The sequence below is a fragment of the Kineococcus anabasis genome (assembly GCF_054590795.1).
On record NZ_BAAIHU010000001.1, the window covers coordinates 214,278 to 235,264 of the forward strand.

Annotated in this window: 15 protein-coding genes and 1 pseudogene; 6 read left to right on the forward strand and 10 right to left on the reverse strand. The window is 77.5% G+C overall.

Annotation, left to right across the window (positions count from 1 at the left end; genetic code table 11):
* Positions 1–58 precede the first annotated feature (58 nt).
* On the forward strand, positions 59–391 hold the full coding sequence (locus tag ACYQBY_RS00935) for a helix-turn-helix domain-containing protein (RefSeq protein WP_459641932.1): 333 nt from the start codon (positions 59–61) through the stop codon (positions 389–391).
* Between the two features lie 18 nt (positions 392–409).
* Here ACYQBY_RS00935 and ACYQBY_RS00940 read toward each other — a convergent pair whose 3' ends face one another.
* Positions 410–3,964: an ATP-binding cassette domain-containing protein gene (locus ACYQBY_RS00940; RefSeq protein WP_459641933.1), complete on the reverse strand. Its 3,555-nt coding sequence runs from the start codon at positions 3,962–3,964 to the stop codon at positions 410–412.
* Positions 3,965–4,208: 244 nt separating this feature from the next.
* Here ACYQBY_RS00940 and ACYQBY_RS00945 point away from each other — a divergent pair, with 244 nt between their 5' ends.
* Positions 4,209–5,510: a GAF and ANTAR domain-containing protein gene (locus ACYQBY_RS00945; protein WP_459641934.1), complete on the forward strand. Its 1,302-nt coding sequence runs from the start codon at positions 4,209–4,211 to the stop codon at positions 5,508–5,510.
* A 165-nt stretch (positions 5,511–5,675) separates the two neighbouring features.
* Positions 5,676–6,560 carry a diacylglycerol/lipid kinase family protein gene (locus ACYQBY_RS00950; protein ID WP_459641935.1) on the forward strand — a complete coding sequence of 295 codons (885 nt, stop codon included), beginning with the start codon at positions 5,676–5,678 and terminating at the stop codon, positions 6,558–6,560.
* On the opposite strand, the gene ACYQBY_RS00955 is transcribed toward ACYQBY_RS00950, so the two are convergent.
* Together ACYQBY_RS00955 and ACYQBY_RS00960 are read right to left on the reverse strand one after the other, a co-directional pair.
* On the reverse strand, positions 6,517–7,224 hold the full coding sequence (locus ACYQBY_RS00955; RefSeq protein WP_459641936.1) for a hypothetical protein: 708 nt from the start codon (positions 7,222–7,224) through the stop codon (positions 6,517–6,519). The two genes, ACYQBY_RS00950 and ACYQBY_RS00955, sit on opposite strands and share 44 nt — an antisense overlap.
* A 78-nt stretch (positions 7,225–7,302) precedes the next feature.
* Entirely contained in the window at positions 7,303–8,574 is a 1,272-nt protein-coding gene (locus ACYQBY_RS00960; RefSeq protein WP_459641937.1) for a TolB family protein, read from the reverse strand.
* Between the two features lie 135 nt (positions 8,575–8,709).
* Here ACYQBY_RS00960 and ACYQBY_RS00965 point away from each other — a divergent pair, with 135 nt between their 5' ends.
* Together ACYQBY_RS00965 and ACYQBY_RS00970 are read left to right on the forward strand one after the other, a co-directional pair.
* Positions 8,710–9,336, forward strand: coding sequence for a biliverdin-producing heme oxygenase (locus ACYQBY_RS00965; protein WP_459641938.1), 627 nt, complete (start codon positions 8,710–8,712; stop codon positions 9,334–9,336).
* Positions 9,333–11,711, forward strand: a complete 2,379-nt coding sequence (locus tag ACYQBY_RS00970) for a SpoIIE family protein phosphatase (protein ID WP_459641939.1) — start codon at positions 9,333–9,335, stop codon at positions 11,709–11,711. The genes ACYQBY_RS00965 and ACYQBY_RS00970 overlap by 4 nt, the downstream gene beginning before the upstream one ends.
* Here ACYQBY_RS00970 and ACYQBY_RS00975 read toward each other — a convergent pair.
* Together ACYQBY_RS00975 and ACYQBY_RS00980 are read right to left on the reverse strand one after the other, a co-directional pair.
* Complete coding sequence (locus ACYQBY_RS00975) at positions 11,708–12,268, reverse strand: universal stress protein (protein ID WP_459641940.1); 561 nt, start codon at positions 12,266–12,268, stop codon at positions 11,708–11,710. The two genes, ACYQBY_RS00970 and ACYQBY_RS00975, sit on opposite strands and share 4 nt — an antisense overlap.
* 286 nt (positions 12,269–12,554) lie before the next feature.
* Positions 12,555–13,118, reverse strand: coding sequence for a TetR/AcrR family transcriptional regulator (locus tag ACYQBY_RS00980; protein ID WP_459641941.1), 564 nt, complete (start codon positions 13,116–13,118; stop codon positions 12,555–12,557).
* A gap of 63 nt (positions 13,119–13,181) precedes the next feature.
* On the opposite strand from ACYQBY_RS00980, the gene ACYQBY_RS00985 reads away from it, so the two are divergent.
* A complete protein-coding gene (locus ACYQBY_RS00985; protein ID WP_459641942.1) occupies positions 13,182–14,438 on the forward strand; it encodes a DUF418 domain-containing protein in 1,257 nt (418 codons plus the stop codon).
* Between the two features lie 67 nt (positions 14,439–14,505).
* On the opposite strand, the pseudogene ACYQBY_RS00990 reads toward ACYQBY_RS00985, so the two are convergent.
* The 5 genes and pseudogenes from ACYQBY_RS00990 to ACYQBY_RS01010 form a co-directional block, all read right to left on the reverse strand.
* Positions 14,506–16,515, reverse strand: a pseudogene (locus ACYQBY_RS00990) (putative bifunctional diguanylate cyclase/phosphodiesterase); the annotation flags it as partial.
* Between the two features lie 297 nt (positions 16,516–16,812).
* Positions 16,813–17,790, reverse strand: a complete 978-nt coding sequence (locus ACYQBY_RS00995) for a 3-hydroxyacyl-CoA dehydrogenase family protein (RefSeq protein WP_459641943.1) — start codon at positions 17,788–17,790, stop codon at positions 16,813–16,815.
* An 86-nt stretch (positions 17,791–17,876) separates the two neighbouring features.
* Positions 17,877–18,638, reverse strand: coding sequence for a triose-phosphate isomerase (locus ACYQBY_RS01000; protein ID WP_459641944.1), 762 nt, complete (start codon positions 18,636–18,638; stop codon positions 17,877–17,879).
* Positions 18,639–18,652: 14 nt separating this feature from the next.
* Positions 18,653–19,174, reverse strand: a complete 522-nt coding sequence (locus ACYQBY_RS01005; protein WP_459641945.1) for a ribose-5-phosphate isomerase — start codon at positions 19,172–19,174, stop codon at positions 18,653–18,655.
* A gap of 93 nt (positions 19,175–19,267) precedes the next feature.
* Positions 19,268–20,977 carry a dihydroxyacetone kinase family protein gene (locus ACYQBY_RS01010; protein ID WP_459641946.1) on the reverse strand — a complete coding sequence of 570 codons (1,710 nt, stop codon included), beginning with the start codon at positions 20,975–20,977 and terminating at the stop codon, positions 19,268–19,270.
* Positions 20,978–20,987: the final 10 nt, after the last annotated feature.

The following is a 20,987-nucleotide window of genomic DNA, read 5'->3' on the forward strand; positions in this document are numbered from 1 at the left end:
GCGAGAAAACTCACCGCACCCCGTATCGCTGCGGCCCGGACAGCGGCACGATGCCCCTGTGACGCCCGACACCAGCTCAGCCCCGACCACCACCGACCCGTCCCCGACGGGGGCCGACACCGCCGTCGCCACGGTGACCGCCACCGAGGCGGCCGACGTGCTCGGTGTCTCCGCCGCCACCGTCCGCCGTCTCGCCCGCGACGGCAGGCTGGAGGTCGCCCTCGAGCGGCCCCTGCGCCTGACCCGGACCTCCGTCACCCGCCACCGCGACGAGCGCGGCGGGAAGGTCCCCGTGGCCCGGCAGGGCGCCGGGGACCCCACCGCGAAGGAGCAGTCGCACCCGCCGATGCGGTGGGACGGGCGCGCGCGCCGCTGGGTGCCCGCCCGCTGAACCCGGCCGGGCGGTGGCTCACCCCGCGAGGTGACCCCACCGCCCGGCCAGCTCCGACCAGGGGCCCGTCGCCGCCACGCGGCCGTCCTCCAGCACCACCACCAGGTCGGCCCGCTCCAGCGCCGAGCGCTTGGAGCTGGAACCCACCACCGTGCTGCCCCGCTCCCGCAGCGCCTCCCACAGCGCCAGTTCCGTGCGGGCGTCCAGCGCGGAGGAGACGTCGTCGGCCACGATCAGCTCCGCCTCCGTCGCCAGCGCCCGGGCCAGCGCCAGACGCTGCACCTGACCGCCGGACAGCCGCACCCCGCGGTGCCCCACCGCGGCCAGCGGACCGCCCGCCCCCGCCACGTCCTGCCCCATCTGCGCCGTCGCCAGCGCCGGGGCCGCCTGCCGGTCGTGGTCCAGGGTCACGTTGTCGGAGAACGAGCCCGAGAGCACCCGCGGGACCTGCCCCACGTACGCCACCTGCCCCGGGCGCAGGAACGCCTGCGGGTCGCGCACCTCCCGCCCGTTCCAGCGCAGCGTGCCCTCGTGGTCCACCAGCCCCACCAGGCTCGACAGCAGGCTCGACTTGCCCGAGCCCACCCGGCCGGCCAGCAGCACCAGCGCACCGCGCTCCACCGTCAGGTCCACGTCCTCCACGCCCACCGTGCCGTCGTCGTGGACCGCGGTCAGCCCCTCCAGGGACAACCGCAGCAGCGGCACCCTGCCCGACGGCAGCGGCCGGGGAGCGGTGCCGCGCACCAGGTCCACCCCCTCCGGGACCACCGTCAGGTCCCGCCCGCCGGAGAGCTCCGTGGCCGCCCGCAACCAGCGCCGCGCCACCGGGAACTCCGTCACCGCCGCACCGGCCACCGTGCCGAACCAGCCGAAACCGGCCATCGTCGTGGCCACCAGCAGCGTCGTGGGCAGGGACCACGCCCCCGCGGCCAGCGCCGCCCAGGCCGCCACGATCCCGGCCTGGCACAGCACCCCCGGCACGCCCTCCAGCAGCGCCCGCACCCGGTGCTCCCGGATCGAGGCCGCCACCCGCCGGGCGTCGACCGCCTCCAGGTGCCGCTGCACCGTCCCCGTCGCCGCGGCCAGCTTCACCGTGCGGGCCGCCTCCACCGCGGAGGCCAGCGAGCGGCCCAGCACCGTCCGCTCGTCACCGGCCACCCGCGCCGCCGCACCCGCCGCCGGCGCCCCCGCCAGCGAGACGAGGGCCGAGACGACGAGCACCACCGCGACGGCCGCACCCGCCGTCACCGAGCGCGCCAGGGCCGCGGCCACCACCACGACGACGACACCGTTGACCACGTCCACCCACCGGTCCACGTACCACATGAGCCGGTCCGTATCGAGGGCCCGCGCGACCACCTCGCCCGGCGGGGTGCGGTGCAGCCGCCGCTGCGAGGTCTGCCCCAGCAGCACGTTCAGCCGCATCCGCAGCACGCACGCCACCCACCAGCGCGGGTAGACGCGGAACGCGAACGCCGTCGCCCCCGAGACCGCCAGCAGCGAGACGACCAGCGCCACCGCCAGCGGCCAGGAGGGCCGGCCCGCCTGCACGCCCTCGTACAGCTGCGCCCACAGGTACGCCGCCACCGCGCCGTAGGCGCCCAGCAGGGAGGACAGCAGGAACCCGAAGCCGCCGAGCAGCCCCCACGCAGGATAGGACCCCAGCAACCGCAGCACCGCCCGCGCGAGACCCGGGCGCTGCACCGGGCGGGGCGCGCGCTCGCGCCGGCGCGCCGTGCGCACCAGCGGCCCGCCGTGCTCCGCGCCGTGCTCGGCCCCGTGTTCGGCGAGGGGCGGGACCCCCTGCGCGGCAGCGGGTTGCGCGCCGCGGACGGGGGCCTGGGCGGGAGCGTGCCCGGCCGTGCCCGCCGGCTGTCCCGTGCCCGCCGGCTGTTCCGTGCCCGCCGCCAGCAGCAGCTCCCGGAACGGCCCCTCCTGCGCAGCCAGCCGTGCCCGCGGCCCGTGCTGCACCACGCGCCCGGCCTCCATCACCGCGACCGCGTCGCAGCGGCGGGTCGTGGAGAGGCGGTGCGCCACCACCAGGCCCGTGCGGCCCGCCAGCAGCCGCTGCGCCGCCACCGTCACCCGCTGCTCCGTCTGCGGGTCCATCCGGGCGGTGGCCTCGTCCAGCACCACCACCGAGACGTCCCGCACCAGCAGCCGCGCGAACGCCACCAGCTGCTCCTCACCCGCCGACAAGGTCGTGCCGCCCACCCCCAGGCGCGTGTCCAGCCCCTCCGGGAGGGACGCCACCCACGACGTCAGGCCGAGGACCTCCACCGCGTGCTCCACCTGCGCGCGGGGGACGTCCGCGAACAGCGTGATGTTCTCCGCCAGCGTCGCCGCCAGCAGTTCCGTGCGCTGGGTGACGACCCCGACGCCCCGCCGCAGCGACGGCAGCGCCGTCGAGCGCACGTCGCGGCCCGCCACGAGGACCGTGCCCCGCGGCGGCTCCACCGCCCGCGAGAGGAGCTTCACCAGCGTCGACTTGCCCGCGCCCGAGCGCCCCACCAGCGCGCACGTCGTGCCCGCCGGGACCAGCAGGTCCACGTCGCGCAGCGCGAAGGTGCCGCCGTAGCCGAAGGAGAGGTTGCGGAACTCCACCTCCGCCGGCCCCGGCGCCAGCTCCTGCCCGGCGTCGTCCTCGCGCTGCGCACCCAGGAGGGAGCGGATGCGCGCCAGCGCACCCAGCCCGGACTGCAGCTCCGGCAGGCGGTGCGCCACACCCGCGAGCTGGCCGATGAACGAGCTCGTCAGCAGCCACAGCACCAGCAGCTCCGCCGCCGACATCCGCCCCGCGCCCACCAGCACCACCCCGCCGAGCACCAGGGCCGCCAGCAGCGCGTGCAGCACCACGCCCGTGCGCACCGCCACCGCCGTGGACGCCGCGCACGTCGCCGACACCCGGCGCAGCACCTCCCGGGCGCGCTCGGCGTACTGGCGCACCACCAGCGGCTGCCCCAGGGAGGAGCGCACGTCGTCGCGGCCCGCGACCGCCTCCTCCAGCTGCGCCGCGTGGTCGGACCAGGCGACCTCCTCGGCCTCCTTGCGCGCGGCCACCAGCCGCGTCAGCGGCCGCGCCACCAGCAGCGCCAGCGCCGCGGCCACGGGGAAGGCGATCCACGCCGGCCACCACGTCAGGCCCGCCACCACCCACGCCAGCACCGCCCGCAGCACCGCCCGGGACAGCTCCCAGCCCGCCCCGCGCGCCAGGTGCGCCAGCTGCGCGGGGTCGTCGTCGACGCGGTCCAGCACCTCGCCGACGGCCTGCTCGTCGAGCACCGGCAGCGGCTGGTGCAGCGCCGCGTCGAGCAGGTCCGCCCGCAGCCCGCGCTCCGCGCGCCCCACCACCCCGGCCAGCACCGCGCGGCCCACCGCGTCCGCCACCGCCGCGCCGAGCAGCAGCGCGGCCAGCAGGCCCACCCGCTCCCAGTCCGGCCGCGAGGCCAGCCCGCCCGCGACGACCGCCCCCAGCGTCTCCCCGAGCGCCGCCCCCACCGCCAGGACCACGGCCACCGCGAACCAGCGGTCCCGCAGCCGGTGCCGGCCCAGCGTGCCTGCGCGAGCGCGCACGTGCTCCTCCAGCGGAGTGCCGCAGCAGGCCCGTCCCGCTCGCCTCCCTCGCCACGCTAGCCAGCGGCACCGACCGGGCGCCTCGGGTTTTCACCCGTCCGGGCAGGCCCCGCGCTCCCGGCACCCCCGCACCCGTGCGACCCCTCGTGGCGCCGTCGCGCCGTCCCCGACCTGCCGTCCCGGGGTTGCGGTGGGAGAGTGATCGTCGGCTCCGGCAGTGCGGGCCCGTGCGGAGGGGAACGACGTGCAGCGAGACGTGCGGCAGGACGTCCAGCGGGGCGCCGGGCAGGAGGCGCCCGCGGGCGAGGACTCCCTCGAGGTGGGCGAGCGCCTCCGGCACGTGATGGAGGAGCTCGCCGCCGTCTCCGACGAGCTGGCGGCGCAGCAGCGGGAGATCGACGAGCTGCTCGCCCGCGAGCAGGACGCCCGCGCCACCCTGCGCGCGATCACCGGGGCCGTGCCCGTGGCGCTGCTCACCACCGACACCGACGGCGCCGTGCTGGAGGCCAACCTCGCCGCCGGCATCCTGCTCGGGATCGGCGTGGGCCGGCTGCTGCGCACCCCCGTGCAGGCGTGCGTCGCCCAGCAGGACCGCCCCGGTGCCTGCGACCTGCTCGCGCGGGCCGTGCGGGACGGCTCCGCCGGGGCCGTCCTCACCCTCGTGCCGCGCCACGGGCCCCCCGTCCCGGTCGACGCGCAGCTCACCGTGCCCGCCGGCCCCTGGACCGACACCCGCCACCCCGGGGGCACCCGGCAGGTGCAGTGGGCGCTCGTGCCCCGCGCGGGCACCCACCGGCTGCACGACGCGCTGCGGGCCATGGCCGGTCTGCGGCACCTGCCCGTGGGGGAGGTGCCCACCACCGAGCTCCTGACCCGCGTCTCCGTCCTCGTGCGCCAGGCGGTGCCCGGCGCGGACTGGTGCAGCATCACGCTGGGCGACCCCGCCGCCCCGGAGGCCATCGCCACGGAGTCCGCCGAGGCCCAGCAGCTCGACGGCGCCCAGTGGCGCGCCGGCGAGGGGCCGTGCCTGACCGCCTACCACGAGGGCGTTCCCGTCACGGTCGCCGACCTGCGCCGCGACCCGCGCTGGCCCGCCTTCGCCGCGGCCCTGGGGGACGTGCCGGCCGGCGCCGCCGTCGCCGTGCCCGTCACCCTGGCCGGCGACGTGCTCGGCGTGGTGAACCTCTACTCCGCCCACCCCGGCGCCCTGGGCGAGGAGCAGGACGTCGAGCACGCCCTCGTCTTCGCCGAGGCCACCGCCGCCGTGCTGCGCGACGCCCGCCGCCTGGAGCAGCTGCGCGGCACCGCCGGCCACCTGCAGGACGCGATGCGCTCGCGCGCCGGCATCGAGCAGGCCAAGGGTGTGGCCGCCGGGTGGCTCGGCTGCACCGTCGAGGAGGCGTTCGAGGTGCTCAGCACCCTCAGCCAGGACCGCAACGTCAAGCTGCGCGACCTCGCCGCGCTCGTCGTCGCCGACACCACCACCGGCGCCCACGTGCGCCCGCTGCTCCTGCGCCAGCAGGCGCGGCTGCGGCGGCGCGGCTGAGACCCCCGGCCGCGGTCCGCGCGTGCGCGCCGTCACCCGCGCGCGGGCGTCGGTGCGGGCGCCCGATCGCCGCGGGGCGCCCGTCGTGGAAGTCTGCGGGCGTGCCGGCGGGACCAGGAGCCGGCGTCCGCAGCCCCGCCGCAGCGGCGGGTGAGGAGGAGGAACGTGAGCGAGCAGTTCGACCGGGTCGTCATCGTCTTCAACCCGAACTCGACGGGGGACGGACCCGGTAACGCGCGCGAGCTCGCCGAGCAGATCCCCGCGCGGTTGCCGGGCGTGCCCGTGGAGCTCGCCGAGACCCAGCACGCCGGGCACGCCCTGGAGCTCGCCGAGCAGGCGGTGGCCGCGCACCCGCAGACCCTCGTCGTCTCCGCCAGCGGCGACGGCGGGTACCACGAGGTCGTCAACGGGGTGATGCGCGCCCGCCGCGCCGCGCCCGGCGCCGGGGTGACGGCGGTGCTGGCCTCCGGCAACGCCAACGACCACGCCAACGCCGTGCAGGACCGTCCGCTCGTCGACGCCATCGCCGAGCGGGCCGTCTCCCCGATGGACCTGCTGGAGGTGCGCGTCGCCGGCGCCGAGACCCGTTGGGCGCACTCCTACATGGGCCTGGGCATCACCCCCGTCGCCGCCGCCGAGCTCAACCAGCACGACCTGGACGCGGTGAAGGAGACCCTGCTGGTGGTGCGCAGCTTCTGGCAGTACCGGCCGCTGTCGATCATCCACGACGGCGATCGCATCAAGCTGGACAGCCTCGTGTTCGCCAACATCGACCGGATGGGCAAGTACGCGACCCTCTCCGACGAGGGCTCCCCGACGGACGGCACGTACGAGACGCTCCTCATCCGGCACCGCAACAAGCTCAAGCTGCTCGCCAGCTTCCTGCGGGTCCTCTCCGGCAAGCACGAGTTCGTCTCCCGGACCGAGCCGTACGCGTTCACCACGAAGACGCCCATGCCGCTGCAGATGGACGGGGAGGTCCACGAGATCGAGGCGGGCGCGCAGGTCACGGTGCGCTGCGCCCGCCGCGCCCTCGACGTGGTGCGCTGAGCGCTGCGCCCGGGTGCTCGACGTCCGGGTGCTCGACGTCCGGGTGCCCGGGCGCGAGCCGCGCGGGGTCCAGGCCCAGGCGCCGCAGCTCCAGGGCGGCCAGCTCCCGCACCGCCGCCTCCTCGCCCCGGCGCCACGCCCCGGCCGGGTCCGGCGCCAGGCGCGCCAGCTCCCGCGGCGGGGCGCCGGCCAGCGCCCGCAGCGCCAGCAGCGACGCCGCGCCTCCCGCCGCCAGGTACCGCGCCCCGCCCGCCCGCCGTGCCCAGCGCACCCGCGCCGGGACCCGCACCGCCAGCGCGCACAGCGTGGGCAGCACGGCCAGCGCCACCGCCACGACCAGCACCGCCTGCGCCCCGCGCTCGGCCTGACCCAGGCCCGCGGCGGCCAGGGCGTCGGCGGCGCCCGCGGCCCGCTCCAGCCGCCCCGCGAGGTCCTCCCCGACGACCGGGATGCGCGCGGCCTCCCCGCCCGCCCCGCGCAGCTGCCGCGCGAGGTCCGCCGCGCCGTCGCCCGCGCCGCGCACGGGAGCGAGCAGGGACCCCAGGAACCGGTGCGCCGCCACCGCCGCCCAGCACCAGGCCGCGATCCACAGCGCGCAGCAGGCGTCGCCCAGGACCTGACGGGCGCGCACGGCGGGGGCGTCGGCGTAGAGCAGCGGAGCCACGCGGCCACTGTGCCGCAGCCCGCCGCGCCCCGCCGGGCGGAGCCGGCCGTTCAGCGCCCGCCGGGCGGAGCCGGCCGTTCAGCGCCCGCCGGGCGGAGCCGGCCGTTCAGCGCCCGCCGGGCGGAGGTCGCGGCGGGCCCTCGGCACCGTGCCCGCGCCCTGCGAGGCCGGGGCGGTCAGGTACGTCTCCCGCAGCGTCCCGCTCCTGCTGAGCAGCCGCGGTGCCCCGCCCCCCGCGGGCACCGCGTACACGCCGGGGTCGACCGTGAAGAAGTCACACCCCGGTCCGTCCCCGCACACCGGCGTGGCCACCATCCCCGCGAACACGAGCGTGCGCCCGTCCGGCGCCCACACCAGGTCCTCGTCCTCGGTGGAGGTGGACGCCACCACCTGCGCCCGCGAGCCGTCGGCCCGCGCCACCACGACCTCCCCGCCGCCACCGGGCCGCGGCACCCGGCGCAGCCACGCCAGGCGGGTGCCGTCGGGGGAGAACGCCGGGGCCAGCTCCTCCGTGCCCGGGGCGGGCAGGCGCCGCGCGGTGGCGGCGACCGCGTCGACGAGCACGACGTCCCGGCTGTCGAAGTCGTCCGCGTCGAGCACGAGGTGCCGGGAGTCCGGCGACCAGCGCGGCCGGCTCGTGCGCTGCGGCACCCCCGTCACGACGTCCGTGCGGCCGGTCACCGGATCCGCGAGCACCAGCCGTGAGCCGGCCGAGCCGCCGCACGCGTCGGTGCCCACACCGGCCTCCAGCCACGCCACGCGCATCCCGTCCGGCGACCAGGACAGGTGCCGCGCCGTGCCCGGCACCTCCAGCACCCGCCTGCCGCCCGTGCCCGGCGCCCCCAGGTACAGCCCCAGCCCCGGCAGCGCCCCGCCGGAGCACTCCCCGGGCTCGACGCCCTCGCGGCCCAGCCACGCCAGCAGCCGCCCGCGCGGGGACCACGACACCCAGCGCACGTCCCCGCCCGTGACGAGCGGGGCGCCCGAGCCGTCGGCGGCGGCCACGAGGAGCCGCCCGCCGGAGCCGTCCCGGGGGTGCACCACGTACGCCAGCTCCGTCCCGGCCGGTGACCAGCTCGGGGAGGAGGCCGCACCCGGGCCGGGCAGCGTGCGGGTCGTGCCCGCCGCCACGTCGAGGACGACGAGGGCGTCCACCCCTCCGGGGCCGCTGCCCGCGAAGGCGACCTGCGGCGGGGCGGCCGCGGCCGCGGCGGGCGGGGCCGCCGGCACCGCGGCCAGGACCGCGGCGGCCAGGACCCCGGCGACCGCTGCCGCGCCCACCGCCCTGCCCCGGCGTGCCCGCGCCCCCGCGGCCCCCGCCGTCCCGCCGGGCCCCGCAGTGCCACCCATGCCGCCTCCTCCGCGCCGTCGCGCCGCCCAGCATGGCCTCGCCCGCCCCCCTCCGGAGGGGTTCCGGTCGGATCCGCTCGCCCCACGCACCCCGCCGACCGGGCACCGGAGGGGTGCGTGGGGGACAGTGGTGCGATGCAGGCCGACGCGGGGACGCGTGCCCTCCCCTCCCGCAGGCAGCCGCCGGGCCCGGCGCTGGAGCTGGTGCGGGAGACCACGCGGGAGGCCCACCGGCGCCTGGAGGCCCGGGTGGACGTCCTCGGCTCCCCCTGGCACCCGCACGTGCACCGGGTCTGGCTGACCCGCACCCTGGGGCTGCTGGAGCCCGTGGAGGACGCGGTGGGGGCGTGGGCCGCGGCCGACGACGGCTTCCCGTCGTGGCCGCCGCGCAGGCGCGCGGCGATGGTCGCGGCGGACCTGCGCGCGCTCGGGGTGAGCGCGGAGGAGGTCGCGGCGGTGCCCCGCTGCCCGGCCGTGGCGGTGCCGCGCTCGCGCGCCGAGGCGCTCGGGACCTGCTACGTCCTGGACGGCTCCACCCTCGGCGGGGCGCTCGTGCGCCGCGCCGCCCTCGCCGGCGGCGTTGCGGAGCAGGCCTGCACCTCCTTCACCGGCGCGCCCGGCGCGGGCGGGCGCTGGCGGCAGACCGTCACCGCCCTGCAGCGGCTCGACCCGGCGGACGCGCAGGTCGCGGCCGGTGCGGCGCTGCGGGCGTTCCGCCTGCACGAGGACTGGCTCGCCCCCGCGGTCGAGGCCGCCAGGTGAACGCCGACGGCGGCCGCCGCCCCGCCGCGGGCGGCACCCGGCCCGGCCCCGATCCGCAGGTCGTCCACGCCCCCGCCCCGCAGGTCGTCCACGCCCCCGCCGGTGCGGAGCCGGAGCTGCCCGCAGGCCGGGAACCCGCGGCGTACGCACCCGCCTACGGACCCGTGGACCTCACGACGTGCGACCGCGAGCCCATCCACGTCCCCGGCGCCGTCCAGCCGCACGGCGTCCTCCTCGCCGTCGACCCCGCCACCGGCCTCGTCGTCACCGCCTCGCAGAGCTGCGCGCCGCTGCTCGGGGTGGACGCCGCCGCCCTCTCCGGGCAGCACCTGCGGCGAGCCCTCGGCCCCGCCGCGGGAGCGGTCCTGGCGCGCCCCGACGGCGCCGAGCCCGTGCGCGTGCGCCTGGACGGTGCCGCCGGGCGGCTCGCCGGGCAGGAGGCGGACGTGCTGGCCCACCGCTCCGGCACCCGCCTGGTCGTGGAGGTCGAGCCCGTCGCCGGGTCCACGGGCGGGGAGGGCGTGTCCTACCGCTCCGCGCGCGCGGCCATCGCCCGCCTCACCGCCACCTCCGGCGTGGACGGGCTGTGCCGCCGGCTCGCCGCGGAGGTGCGTGACCTGACCGGTTTCGACCGCGTCATGGTCTACCGCTTCGACGCGCAGTGGAACGGCGAGGTCGTCGCCGAGGAGCGCCGCGAGGACCTCAACTCCTTCCTCGGCCTGCACTACCCGGCCACCGACATCCCCGCGCAGGCCCGCCGCCTCTACACCCTGAACTGGACGCGGCTCATCGCGGACGTCTCCTACCGGCCCTCGCCGCTGGTGCCCGTCCTCGACCCGGGGACGGGCGCACCGCTGGACCTGTCGCACTCGGTGCTGCGCAGCGTCTCGCCCATCCACGTGGAGTACCTGCACAACATGGGCGTCACCGCGTCCATGTCGATCTCGCTGCTGCGCGAGGGGGAGCTGTGGGGGCTGGTGGCCTGCCACCACTACGCGGGCCCGCACCGGCCCGCGCCCGACGCCCGCTCCGCCGCGGAGCTGCTCGGGCAGGTCGCCTCCCAGCTCATCGCCGACCGCGAGCGCGCCGAGGAGCGGGAGGCCACCCTCGCCGCCCAGGACCTGCTGGCCGGCATCGTCGCCGACCTCGCCGCGGGGCTGCGCGCACCCGCGCCCGCACTGCTCGCCGACCCCCGGCTGCTGCGCCTCGTCGGTGCCTCGGGCGCCGCGCTGTGGGACGGCGAGGAGCTGCTGACCGCCGGGTCCGTGCCCGACCGCGACGTCCTGCACGGCATCGCCGCGGCCCTGGCCCGCGCGGACGGCGCCCCCGCGTCCACCGACTCGACCGCCTCGCTGCTGCCGGGGGCCGCCGCGCACGCGGGTACCGCTGCCGGGGCCCTGCGCACCGGGCTGGGCACGGGCACCGGTCACGACCGGTGGCTGCTGTGGCTGCGCCCGGAGCAGGTGGAGGTCGTCGACTGGGGCGGGGACCCGCACAACAAGCGCCTGGCCGCCGCCGAGGGCCCGCAGGTGCGGCTCAGCCCCCGCAGGTCGTTCGAGAAGTGGCGCGAGGTGGTCCGCGGCCGCAGCCTGCCGTGGTCCCGCTGGCACGCCGAGACCGCCGAGCGCCTCGGCAACCAGCTCAACGCCCTCGTGCTGGGCCGCGTCCGCGAGCACGTTGCGCTCGCGGAGTCGCTGCAGCGCGCCGTGATCCCGGAGGCGGCGCCCCATGTGCCGGGGGTGGAGGTCGTGGCCCGCTACCGGCCCGCCCAGGGCAGCCAGCTCGGCGGGGACTGGTGGGACGCGCTGTACCTGCCGGACGGGCGGGTGGCCTTCGTCGTGGGCGACGTCGCCGGGCACGGGGTGCACGCCGCCACGACCATGGCGCAGCTGCGCACCGCGCTGCGCGTGTACCTCCTGGAGGGCCACCCGCCCGCCGCGTCGCTGGACCGCCTGGACCGGCTCGTGGCGGCCGTCTTCGGCGAGCACATGGCGACCGCCGTCATCGCCGTCTTCGACCCCGCCACCGGCGCGGTGGAGCTGACGAACGCCGGGCACACCCCGCCGGTGCGGGTGGGCGCGGCGGGGGCCGAGCTGCTGCCCGCTCCGCCGCGGCCCCTGCTGGGCGTGGGGATGGGCACGGCGACGTCGGTGGCGGTGCGGATGGCGCCGGGGGACGTGCTGCTGCTGTTCACCGACGGCCTCGTCGAGCGCCGCGGGGACTCGCTGGAGGAGACGCTGCAGGTGCTGGTGCGCGCGGCGTCGGCGGGCCCGGCCGGGGACCTGGCGGGCTGGGCGGACGGGCTGCTGGGGGCGGTGCCGGGCGCCGCGGACGACGACGCCACGTTGCTGGCGGTGCGGCTGGGCGGGGCCTAGCCGCCGGTGAGCTCGGCGCGGTGCTCGGCGCGCAGGCCCAGCACCGCGGGCTCCCCGGTGCCGGTGCCGGTGACCAGCGCCACGGGGCAGGTGCAGGCCGCGGCGAGGCGGCGGCGCAGGCTGCCGGTCAGGTAGTCGGTGTCCCCGTCGTGCGTCTCCCCGGGCAGCACGAGCAGGCCCGCGCCCGCGGTGAGCGCGGCGATGCCGTGCGGCCGCACGGCGTGCAGGTGCACGGGCGGGGTCCAGCTGGTGCTCGGCGCCTCCGGGGGCAGGCCCGCGGCGACGACGGCGGCGGCGAGGGCGCTCTCCACCTGGACCAGGCGCTCACCGGGGCTGGGGAAGCCGTCGAGGGTCACGCCACCGACGGCGGGCGGCACGCGCGGGTACTCCCACACCGTGACCACGAGCAGCTCCCGGCCCTCCTCGCGCGCCTGCTGCCAGGCCCAGCGCAGGGCGGCGGTGCAGTCGACGGCGAGGTCGACGCCGACGAGGACGTGGGCACCGGGGAGGTGGTCGCCGGGCGCGTGTGCGCCGGGTCCCTCGTTGCTGCCGGACATGGGTACTCCTGACTTCCTCACCGTCACCCCGTCGGGACGGCACCGCAGGTCCGAGGATGCGGTGTCCACGTGTCCACCGGGTTACGCAGGGGCGGACGATCTGCGTGGTGTGCGCAGGGTCACGTCCTGCGCGCTCCCCATGGTGGCACGTCCGGAACCACGTGCGGGGCGTCCCAGGGGTTCCCCGCGGTGGCGCCGGGCCGGTGGCCGGGGGCCGCCTGCCGCGCCGCCTCGTCGCTGCCCGGGCCCGCGCCGGACGTCCTCGCGGTGCGCCGGGCGGTGCGGCTCAGCCGGGCAGGACGAGCGCGAGCCGCTCGGCGAGGAGCCGCTCGGCGCGCTCGGGGGGCATCCGGCCGGGCTCCAGGGCGACGGCGATGGCGAGGCCGTCGGCCAGGGCGAGCAGCGCGGCGGCGTCGTCGGCGGGGGAGGGGCGCTGCGGGGCGGCGGCGCGCACGAGGGCGGCGAGGGTCTCCTCCAGGTCCGCCCACTCGCGCCGGTGCACGGCGGCGATCCCGGGGTCGACGGCGGCGCGGGCCGTGAAGGCGAGCCAGACGGCGGTGGCGGTGCGGTCCCCGGGCTCGGTGCCCACCAGCCGCGTCAGCAGGATGCGCAGCGCCTCGGCGTGGGAGGGGCAGCCGTCGAGGCGGCGTTCGACGTCGGCGCGGAAGGCGGTGGAGACGTGCTCCACCGCGGCGAGCAGCAGGGCGTCCTTGGTGGGGAAGTGGTGCTGGACGGCGCCGACCGAGACCCCGGCGCGCTCGGCGACCTGCCGGACGCTGACGGCGTCGAGGCCGCGCTCGGCGACGATGCCGGCGACGGCGCGCAGCAGGTTCTCGGAGGCTCCGGGCACGGGAGCATCGTCGCAAACGACCGGTCCTTGCCGCCAATACGATCGTATGGTTACGCTCGGTGCATGGCCTCCGCCCCGCCCGCCCGGCTCGACGGGCTCGACGTCGCCCGCGGCGTCGCCATCCTCGGCACGCTCGCCACCAACATCTGGCTCTTCACCGCACCCGGCGGCGCCCTGGGGTTCCTCACCGCCCCGGACGCGGCGATGGGCGCCACCGGCACCGTCGCCGCCGTGCTGCAGCAGCTGCCCAACGGCAAGTCCCTGGCCCTGCTCACCCTGCTGTTCGGCATGGGCCTGCAGCTGCAGCGCGACGCCGCTCTCCGCCGCGGGCAGCGCTGGCCCGGCCGCTACCCCTGGCGGGCCCTGCTGCTCCTCCTCGACGGCACGCTGCACTACTTCCTCGTCGCCGAGTTCGACGTCCTCATGGGCTACGCCCTCACCGGGCTCGTCGTGGCCTGGCTGCTGGCGCGCGGCGAACGCGCCCAGCGCACCTGGCTGGTGGCCGCCGCGACCTGGCACGTGCTCGTCCTGGGCCTGCTCGCGCTGCTGATCACCCTCGCGCCCGCCGGGGAGGAGGACCCGGCGCAACCCCCGCCGGGCGCCGGGGTGTACCGCACGGGCAGCTGGTGGGACCTCGTGGTGCTGCGCTGGGACAACCTGCTGCTCTTCCGCGCCGAGCCGGTCCTCATCGGCGCCCTGTCCGTCGCGCTGTTCCTGCTCGGTGCGCGCCTGCTGCGGGCCGGACTCGCCGCACCCGGCGGGGCCCGGCTGCGCCGCCGGCTGCTGGTGCTGGGGGCCGTGGCGCTGCCCGTGGACCTCGCCCTCGGCCTCGCCGGCGGCGACGCCGGGCTGCTGCTGGCCCGCTACCTCACCGCGCCGCTGGTGGGCCTCGGGCTGCTCGCCGCCGTCCTCGGCCTGTGCGCGCGACGGCCCGCCCCCGCCGCGGGCTGGGCCCGGCGCCGCCTCGCCCAGGTCGGGCGCACCGCGCTGTCCTGCTACGTCCTGCAGAACGTGCTGGCCTCGGCGCTGTGCTACGGGTGGGGCCTGGACCTCGGCGGCCGGCTCGACGGCGGCACCCGCACCCCCGGCACCGTGGCCCTCTTCGTGCTGGTGTCGGCCGCGGTGGGCGCCGCGGCGTGGTGGTGGACGAGCAGGACCGGCAGCGGCCCGCTGGAGGCCCTCACGCACGCGGCCCTGCGCCGGGCGCCGGGCGGGCGGGACCCTCGGGGAGGCCGTGCTCCGAGCGGTGCCCTCCCCGCGCCGTCGGCAGCACCGGGCGCCCCGCGGGAGGGGTCCGTGCGGCAGGCCGGCCCGCGCTGAGGCCGCGCTGGGCGGCCAGCCACCGGCGGAACTCCCCGGCCGGCAGCGGCGGGGAGTGCAGGTGGCTCTGGCTCTGGTCGCAGCCCATCTCCACCAGCAGCTCCAGGCCCGCCTCGTCCGCGACCCCCTCGGCCACCAGACCCAGGCCGATGCTGTGGGCCAGGTCCACCGTGCTGCGCACGATCGCCGCGGCCCGCGCGTCGGTGGAGACCTCCCGCACGAAGGAGCGGTCCAGCTTCAGGTCGTGCACCGCCAGGTCCCGCAGGTACGCGAGCGAGGAGTAGCCCGTGCCGTAGTCGTCCACGCTCAGGCGCACCCCCAGCGAGGCCAGCGCCGCGACGACCGTGCGGGCCCGGCCGGAGTCGCCCATGACGACCGACTCGGTGATCTCCAGGTGCAGCGCCGAGGCGTCCACCCCGTGCCGCTCCAGCGCCCGGCGCACCCGCCCGGGCAGCGCACCGTCCAGCACGTCGGAGACCGACAGGTTCACCGCCACCGGCACCCCGTGCCCGGCCGCCTCCCACAGCGCCGCCTCCCGCAGCGCCTCGTCCAGCACCTGCCGGGTCAGGGTCTGCATGAGGCCGCGCTGCTCGGCGGTGCCCAGGAACGAGGTGGGGTCCAGCAGCCCCAGGCGGGGGTGCTGCCAGCGCACCAGGGCCTCGGCCCCGGCCACCGCGCCGGTGGCCAGGTCGATCTTGGGCTGGAAGTGCAGCACGAGGCTGCCGCCGTCGCCGCCGGGGCTCAGGGCCTGGCGCAGCTCCTCCACGAGCCGCAGCCGGTCACCGGAGCGGCGGTCCATGGACTCGTCGAACAGCGCCACCGCCGAGCGCTCCCGCTTGGCGGTGTACATCGCCACGTCCGCGCAGCGCAGCAGCCCGTCCGAGCTCGCCGCGTGCACCGGGCGCGCCGCCACGCCGACGTCCGCGGGCACGTGCACGGCGGCGCCCGCCAGGACGTGCTGGGCGGCGAGCTCCGCGGCCAGGGTGTGCGCCAGCAGCACGGCCTGCTCCAGCCCGGTGCGCGGCAGCAGCACCGCGAACTCGTCGCCGCCCAGGCGGGCCAGGACGTCCCCGGGGCGGGCGGAGGCGCGGATGCGGGCGGCCACCGAGCGCAGCAGCTCGTCGCCGGCGCTGTGCCCGAGGGCGTCGTTGACCTCCTTGAAGCGCTGCAGGTCCAGCAGCAGCAGGCAGGCCGGCTCCTCGCGCTGCACCACCTCGGCGAGCGCGGCGAGCAGGGCGCGGCGGTTGCCCAGGCCGGTCAGCTCGTCGGTCAGGGACAGCCGGCGCGCGGAGGCCAGCGGCACCAGCTCCGAGTACGCCAGCGCCAGGCGGGTCACGACGAGCAGCAGCGCCACCCCCGTCAGCAGCAGGCTCGTGCGGGGGGCCGGCACCACGGAGGCCACGACCAGCAGGAGACCGCACAGCAGCACCACGGCGGTGGGCGGCACGAGGAGGCGGGTGACGCCCACGGTGAGCCGGCCGGCGCGGGGCGCCGGTCCCCACACCGCGGCCGCCGTCACGAGCGCCGAGGCCGTCCAGAGGGCGTCGACGGGGTTGCCCGGGGCGTGCTCGCCGGTGTGCAGCGCCACCACCCAGCCGAGGTCGCCGGCCGCGGACAGCGCCAGGGCGGCGGTGAGCGCCCACAGCCGCACGTCGCTGCGCACCCCGCACCAGATGATGATCGCCATCAGGGCGAGCAGGACGATGACGTCCACGGCGGGCACGACGAGGGAGAGGGCCTGCGGGCCCGGCAGGACGGGGCCCACCGCCTGCTGCAGTCGCCCGGCCACGAGGAGCTGCCAGGCGGCGGTGAGGGCGAGCAGCCCCGCGACGGCGTCCAGCCAGATGGCGCGGTGCCGGTCGGCGAGGCGGGCGCGGGCGTACTGCCGCGCCGCGAGGAGGAAGCACGGGATGGACAGGGCCGCGCCGACCACCACGTGCGGCCCCTGCACCGGCAGGTCCGCGACGAGGGCGGCGACGTCCAGCGCGACCTCGTTGAGCACCCCGAGGGTGATCCCCAGGGCGATGGGCACGATCACGGCGCGGTCGACGTCGCTGCGGTGGACCCGCCACCACATGAGAGCGACGATCCCGGCGGTGAGGGCGTTGCCCAGGGTGGCGTCGAGCAGCTGGCGCACCGCGCCGTCGTGCAGGCCGAGCAGGGCGGCGCCGTAGAGGAGGACCCCCACGGTGAGGACGGCGAAGGCACGCCGGGGGGTTGGCACGGGACCATGATGGTGCCCGGTGCGCGGCGCCCGGTGCCCCTCCCGCCCGATCGGGTGACCACCGCGGCGGTGGTCACCCGATCGATCAGCGCACCGTCGCCGGGTGGGTGCGCTGAGTGGGTGCAGGGGTGGTGATCCGGGCCGAGGGGGTCAGTCGGCGATGGGGGAGGGCCCGAGCTCCTCCAGGAGCTGCGCCATCTTCCGGTAGGCCTTGTTGCGGTAGTCGATGAGCGCGGCGAGCTTCTCCGGGTCCAGCTTCAGGAAACCCTCACCGGTCTTGGTGCCGTACTTGCCCTGCGCCACGAGCTCGGTGAGGTTCGCCGGGGCCGAGAGGCGCTCGCCGAAGTGGCCCTCCAGGACCGCGAAGCCCTTGGCGTAGACGTCGAGACCGGCCATGTCGGCGATCGCGAACGGCCCGAAGAAGGGCAGGCGGAAGCCGAAGGTGGTGGAGACGATGGTGTCGACGTCCTTGGGGGTCGCCACGCCCTCCTCCACGATCGTCATGGCCTCCTTGAGCAGCACGTACTGCAGGCGGTTGAGCACGAAGCCCGGCACGTCGGCCACCTGGGCGCCCTTGCGCCCGGCGCGGGTGAGCAGGTCGTCGATGATGGGCAGCACGGCGGGGTTGGTGGCCTCGCCGGTGACGAGCTCGACGCCGGGGATGAACGGCGCGGGGTTGGAGAAGTGGACCGTCAGGAACAGCGACGCGTCCTCGAAGGCCTCGGCGAGCACCTTCACCGGGATGGTGGAGGTGTTGGTGCCGATGATGGTGCCGGGGGCGGCGGCCTTCTCCACCCGGGACAGCACGTCCTTCTTGACCTGCGGGTCCTCGAAGACGGCCTCCTCGACGAAGTCGACGTCGGCCACGGCCTCCTCGATGGAGTCCGCGGGGTGCAGGCGCTTCCTGAGGATCTCGGTGCTGCCGGCGTCGAAGAGGCCCTGCGCCTCGAAGAGCTCGGACTCCTTCAGGAGGCGCTCGTAGTTGCGCTGGGTGGACTCCTTGTCGGCGTCGGCGAGCCACACGTCGGCGCCGGCCAGGGCGAGGGACTGGGCGATGCCGCCGCCCATGTAGCCGGTGCCGATCTGCGCGACGCGGGTGATCTTGTCGGTGCGGGGTGCGGTGGACACGCGGGTCCTGCCCTTCGGGAGTGGTGGATCGGGAGTGGTGGGACGGACGGACTGATCGGGCCGGTGGGGCCCGGGGCCGGGAGGGCTCAGGCCGCCAGCTCGGAGATGACGGCGCGGAACGCCGCGACGTCGTGCGCGAAGCGGCCGAGGAAGAGCCCGTCGACGCCCTCGGCGAGGGAGGCGAACAGGCCCGGCCCGGCGCTGCCGCCGTAGAGGACGCGGGTGGTGCCGGCGCGGCCGGCGGCCAGCTCGCGCAGCCGCCGGGTCACGGCGACGACGTGGTCGGCCGAGGCGGGCCGCGGCTGCCCGATCGCCCACACCGGCTCGTAGGCCAGGACGACCTCGGAGCCGTCGGGGACGGCGGCCAGGACCGACTCGACCTGCGGGCGGCACTCGGCGACGGCGGCCTCGACGGCCTCGGCGCCCTCACCGGAGCGGGTGGTCTCGCCGATGCACACCAGCGGCACGAGACCGTTGCGGGCGGCGGCGGTGGCCTTGCGGGCCGTCACCTCGTCGTCCTCCCCGAAGAGGCGGCGGCGCTCGGCGTGGCCGAGCTCGACGTAGCGGCAGCCCACCTCGGCGAGCACCGCGGGGGAGACCTCACCGGTGTAGGCGCCGGCGTCCTCCCAGGACGCGTCCTGCGCGCCCAGGGCGATGCCGCTGCCGCGCAGCAGCTCCGCGCCCGCGGCGAGGGAGACGAAGTCGGGGATGACGAACGCGTCCACGTCGCACGCGGCGGCGTGCGCCCCGAGCTGCGCGACGCCCTCGAGGTACTCCCGGGTGCGGGCCAGCGTGAAGTACATCTTCAGGCTGACCCCCACCAGGCGCCGGGGGCGTGCCGGGGTCACCGGGGTGGCCACCGTCAGCAGGCGGCGACGGACTCGGCCTCGGACTGCGCCGCGGCGTCGGAGCCGGTCTGCTCGTAGGTCTTGATGGCCTCGACCTTGGCGGCGGAGGCGGAGGTGGTGTCGAAGACGTAGCCGAGCCACTCCTTGGCCAGGCGGCGCGCGAGCTCGATGCCGACGACCCGCTGGCCCATGCACAGCACCTGCGCGTCGTTGGAGAGCACCGAGCGCTCCACGGAGAAGCCGTCGTGGGCGGTGACGGCGCGGATGCCGGGGACCTTGTTCGCGGCGATGGCCACGCCGAGCCCGGTGCCGCAGATCAGCAGCGCGCGGTCGGCCTCGCCGGCGGCGACCTTGCGGGCGGCGGCGACGGCGACGTGCGGGTAGTGGGTGTCCTCGTCGGCGTTGACGCCGACGTCGACGACCGACTCCACGCGCGGGTCGGCCAGCAGGTCGGCCTTGATGCGGTCCTTGTACTGCACGCCTGCGTCGTCGGCGCCGACGACGATGCGCCACTTCGGCTGGGTGTTCTCGCTCATGCTCTCCGCCTTCGGGTCGGTGGTGCGGATCTCGCCTGCTCCGGGCCGCCGGGCGCGGTGCTCGCGCCCGGCGGCCCGGTTCCTACGGTGCGCTCAGGAGGCCAGGACCGCACCGGCGGTGCGGGCCACGAGCGCGAGGGACACCGCGCCGGCGTCCGGGTGGCCGAGGCTGCGCTCGGCGAGCGGGCGGGCGCGGCCGAGCTGCGGGCGCAGCTCCCTCGTCGCCTCGGCGGCGGCGGTGGCGGCCTGCGCGGCGGCGTCCCACGCGGTGCGCAGGTCGTCGCCGGCCCCGACCCGCTCGGCGAGGGTCGTGGCGAACGGCGCGAGGGCGTCGACGAGGGTCTTGTCGCCGGGCTTGGCGCCGCCGAGGCGCGTGACGCCCTCCAGGGCGGCGGTGGCGCCGGCGGCGACCGCGGCGGCGTCGGGGCGGCCGGTGTCGCCGAGCTGCTCGGCGAAGGAGTGCAGCAGCACGCCCCAGATGACGCCGGAGGTGCCACCGGCGCGGTCGGCCCAGCCCCCGCCGGCCGCGGCGAGGACACCCGCGGCGCCGGCGCCGGCGGCGGCGGCCTTCGCGGCGGCCTCGGCGGCGGCGCGGGAGCCGCGGGTCATCCCGACACCGTGGTCGCCGTCCCCGGCGACGGCGTCGATGCGCCCGAGCTCCTCCTCCGCGCCGGCCAGCGCCTCGGCGACGGACCGCACGACCTGCGCGACCCGCTTACCGGCCTCCTGGGCCTCGGCGGGGGTGCCGGAGTAGTCGAGGACCTCCTCCGCCGGGGGCACGAACGCCGGCGCGGGGGTGGTCTCGATGACGGTGCCGCGCGAGAGGGCCGGGCACTGGATGGGGGCGGTCCAGAGGGTCTCCAGCTCCTCGTCCAGCCACGTGACCGTCAGGGACGCACCGGCCATGTCGAGGCTGGTGACGAGCTCGCCGACCTCGGGGGCGACGATCTCGTAGCCCTGGGCGCGCAGCTTGGCGGCGATGTGGCCGTAGAGGAGGAACAGCTCCTCGTACTTGGTGCCGCCGAGGCCGTTGACGAGCACGGCGACGCGCTGGCCGGTGCCCTCGGGGCGGGCCTTCAGCACCGGTTCGACGAGCAGGTCGGCGATCTCCTCGGGGGTGCCGATGGGCTCCTCGGAGATGCCGGGCTCGCCGTGGATGCCGAGGCCGATGCCCATGTGGCCCTTGGTCACGGTGAACAGCGGCTCGCTCTCGCCGGGCAGGGTGCAGCCCGCGAAGGCGATGCCCATGGAGCGCGTGACGTCGTTGGCGTGGTTCGAGACGCGCACGACGCCGTCGAAGTCGTAGCCGGCCTCGGCGGCGGCGCCGGCGATCTTGAAGGCCACCACGTCACCGGCGATGCCGCGGCGCTGGCTGTTGGCGCCCTTGCCCTCGCTGGCGACGTCGTCGGTGACGACGAGCAGCTCGGCGCGGATCCCCTCGGCGCGCAGGCGCTCGGCGGCCAGGCCGAAGTTGAGGATGTCGCCGGCGTAGTTGCCGAAGCCGAGGAGGACGCCGCCGCCGCGGTTGGCGGCCTTGGCGACGTCGTACACGAGCCGGGTGGAGGGGGAGGCGAACACGTCGCCGCACACGGCGGCGTCGGCGCCGCCGGGGCCGACGTAGCCGGCGAAGGCGGGGTAGTGCCCGGAGCCGCCGCCGATGACGACGGCGACCTTGCCCTCGGGGGTGGCGGTGGAGCGCAGCACGCCGCCGGGGACGCGCTGGACGTGGTGGGCGTACAGGTCGGTGAAGCCGGTGAGGGCCTCCTCGACGAACGAGGACGGGTCACCGAAGATTCGGGTCATCGGGGCGGTC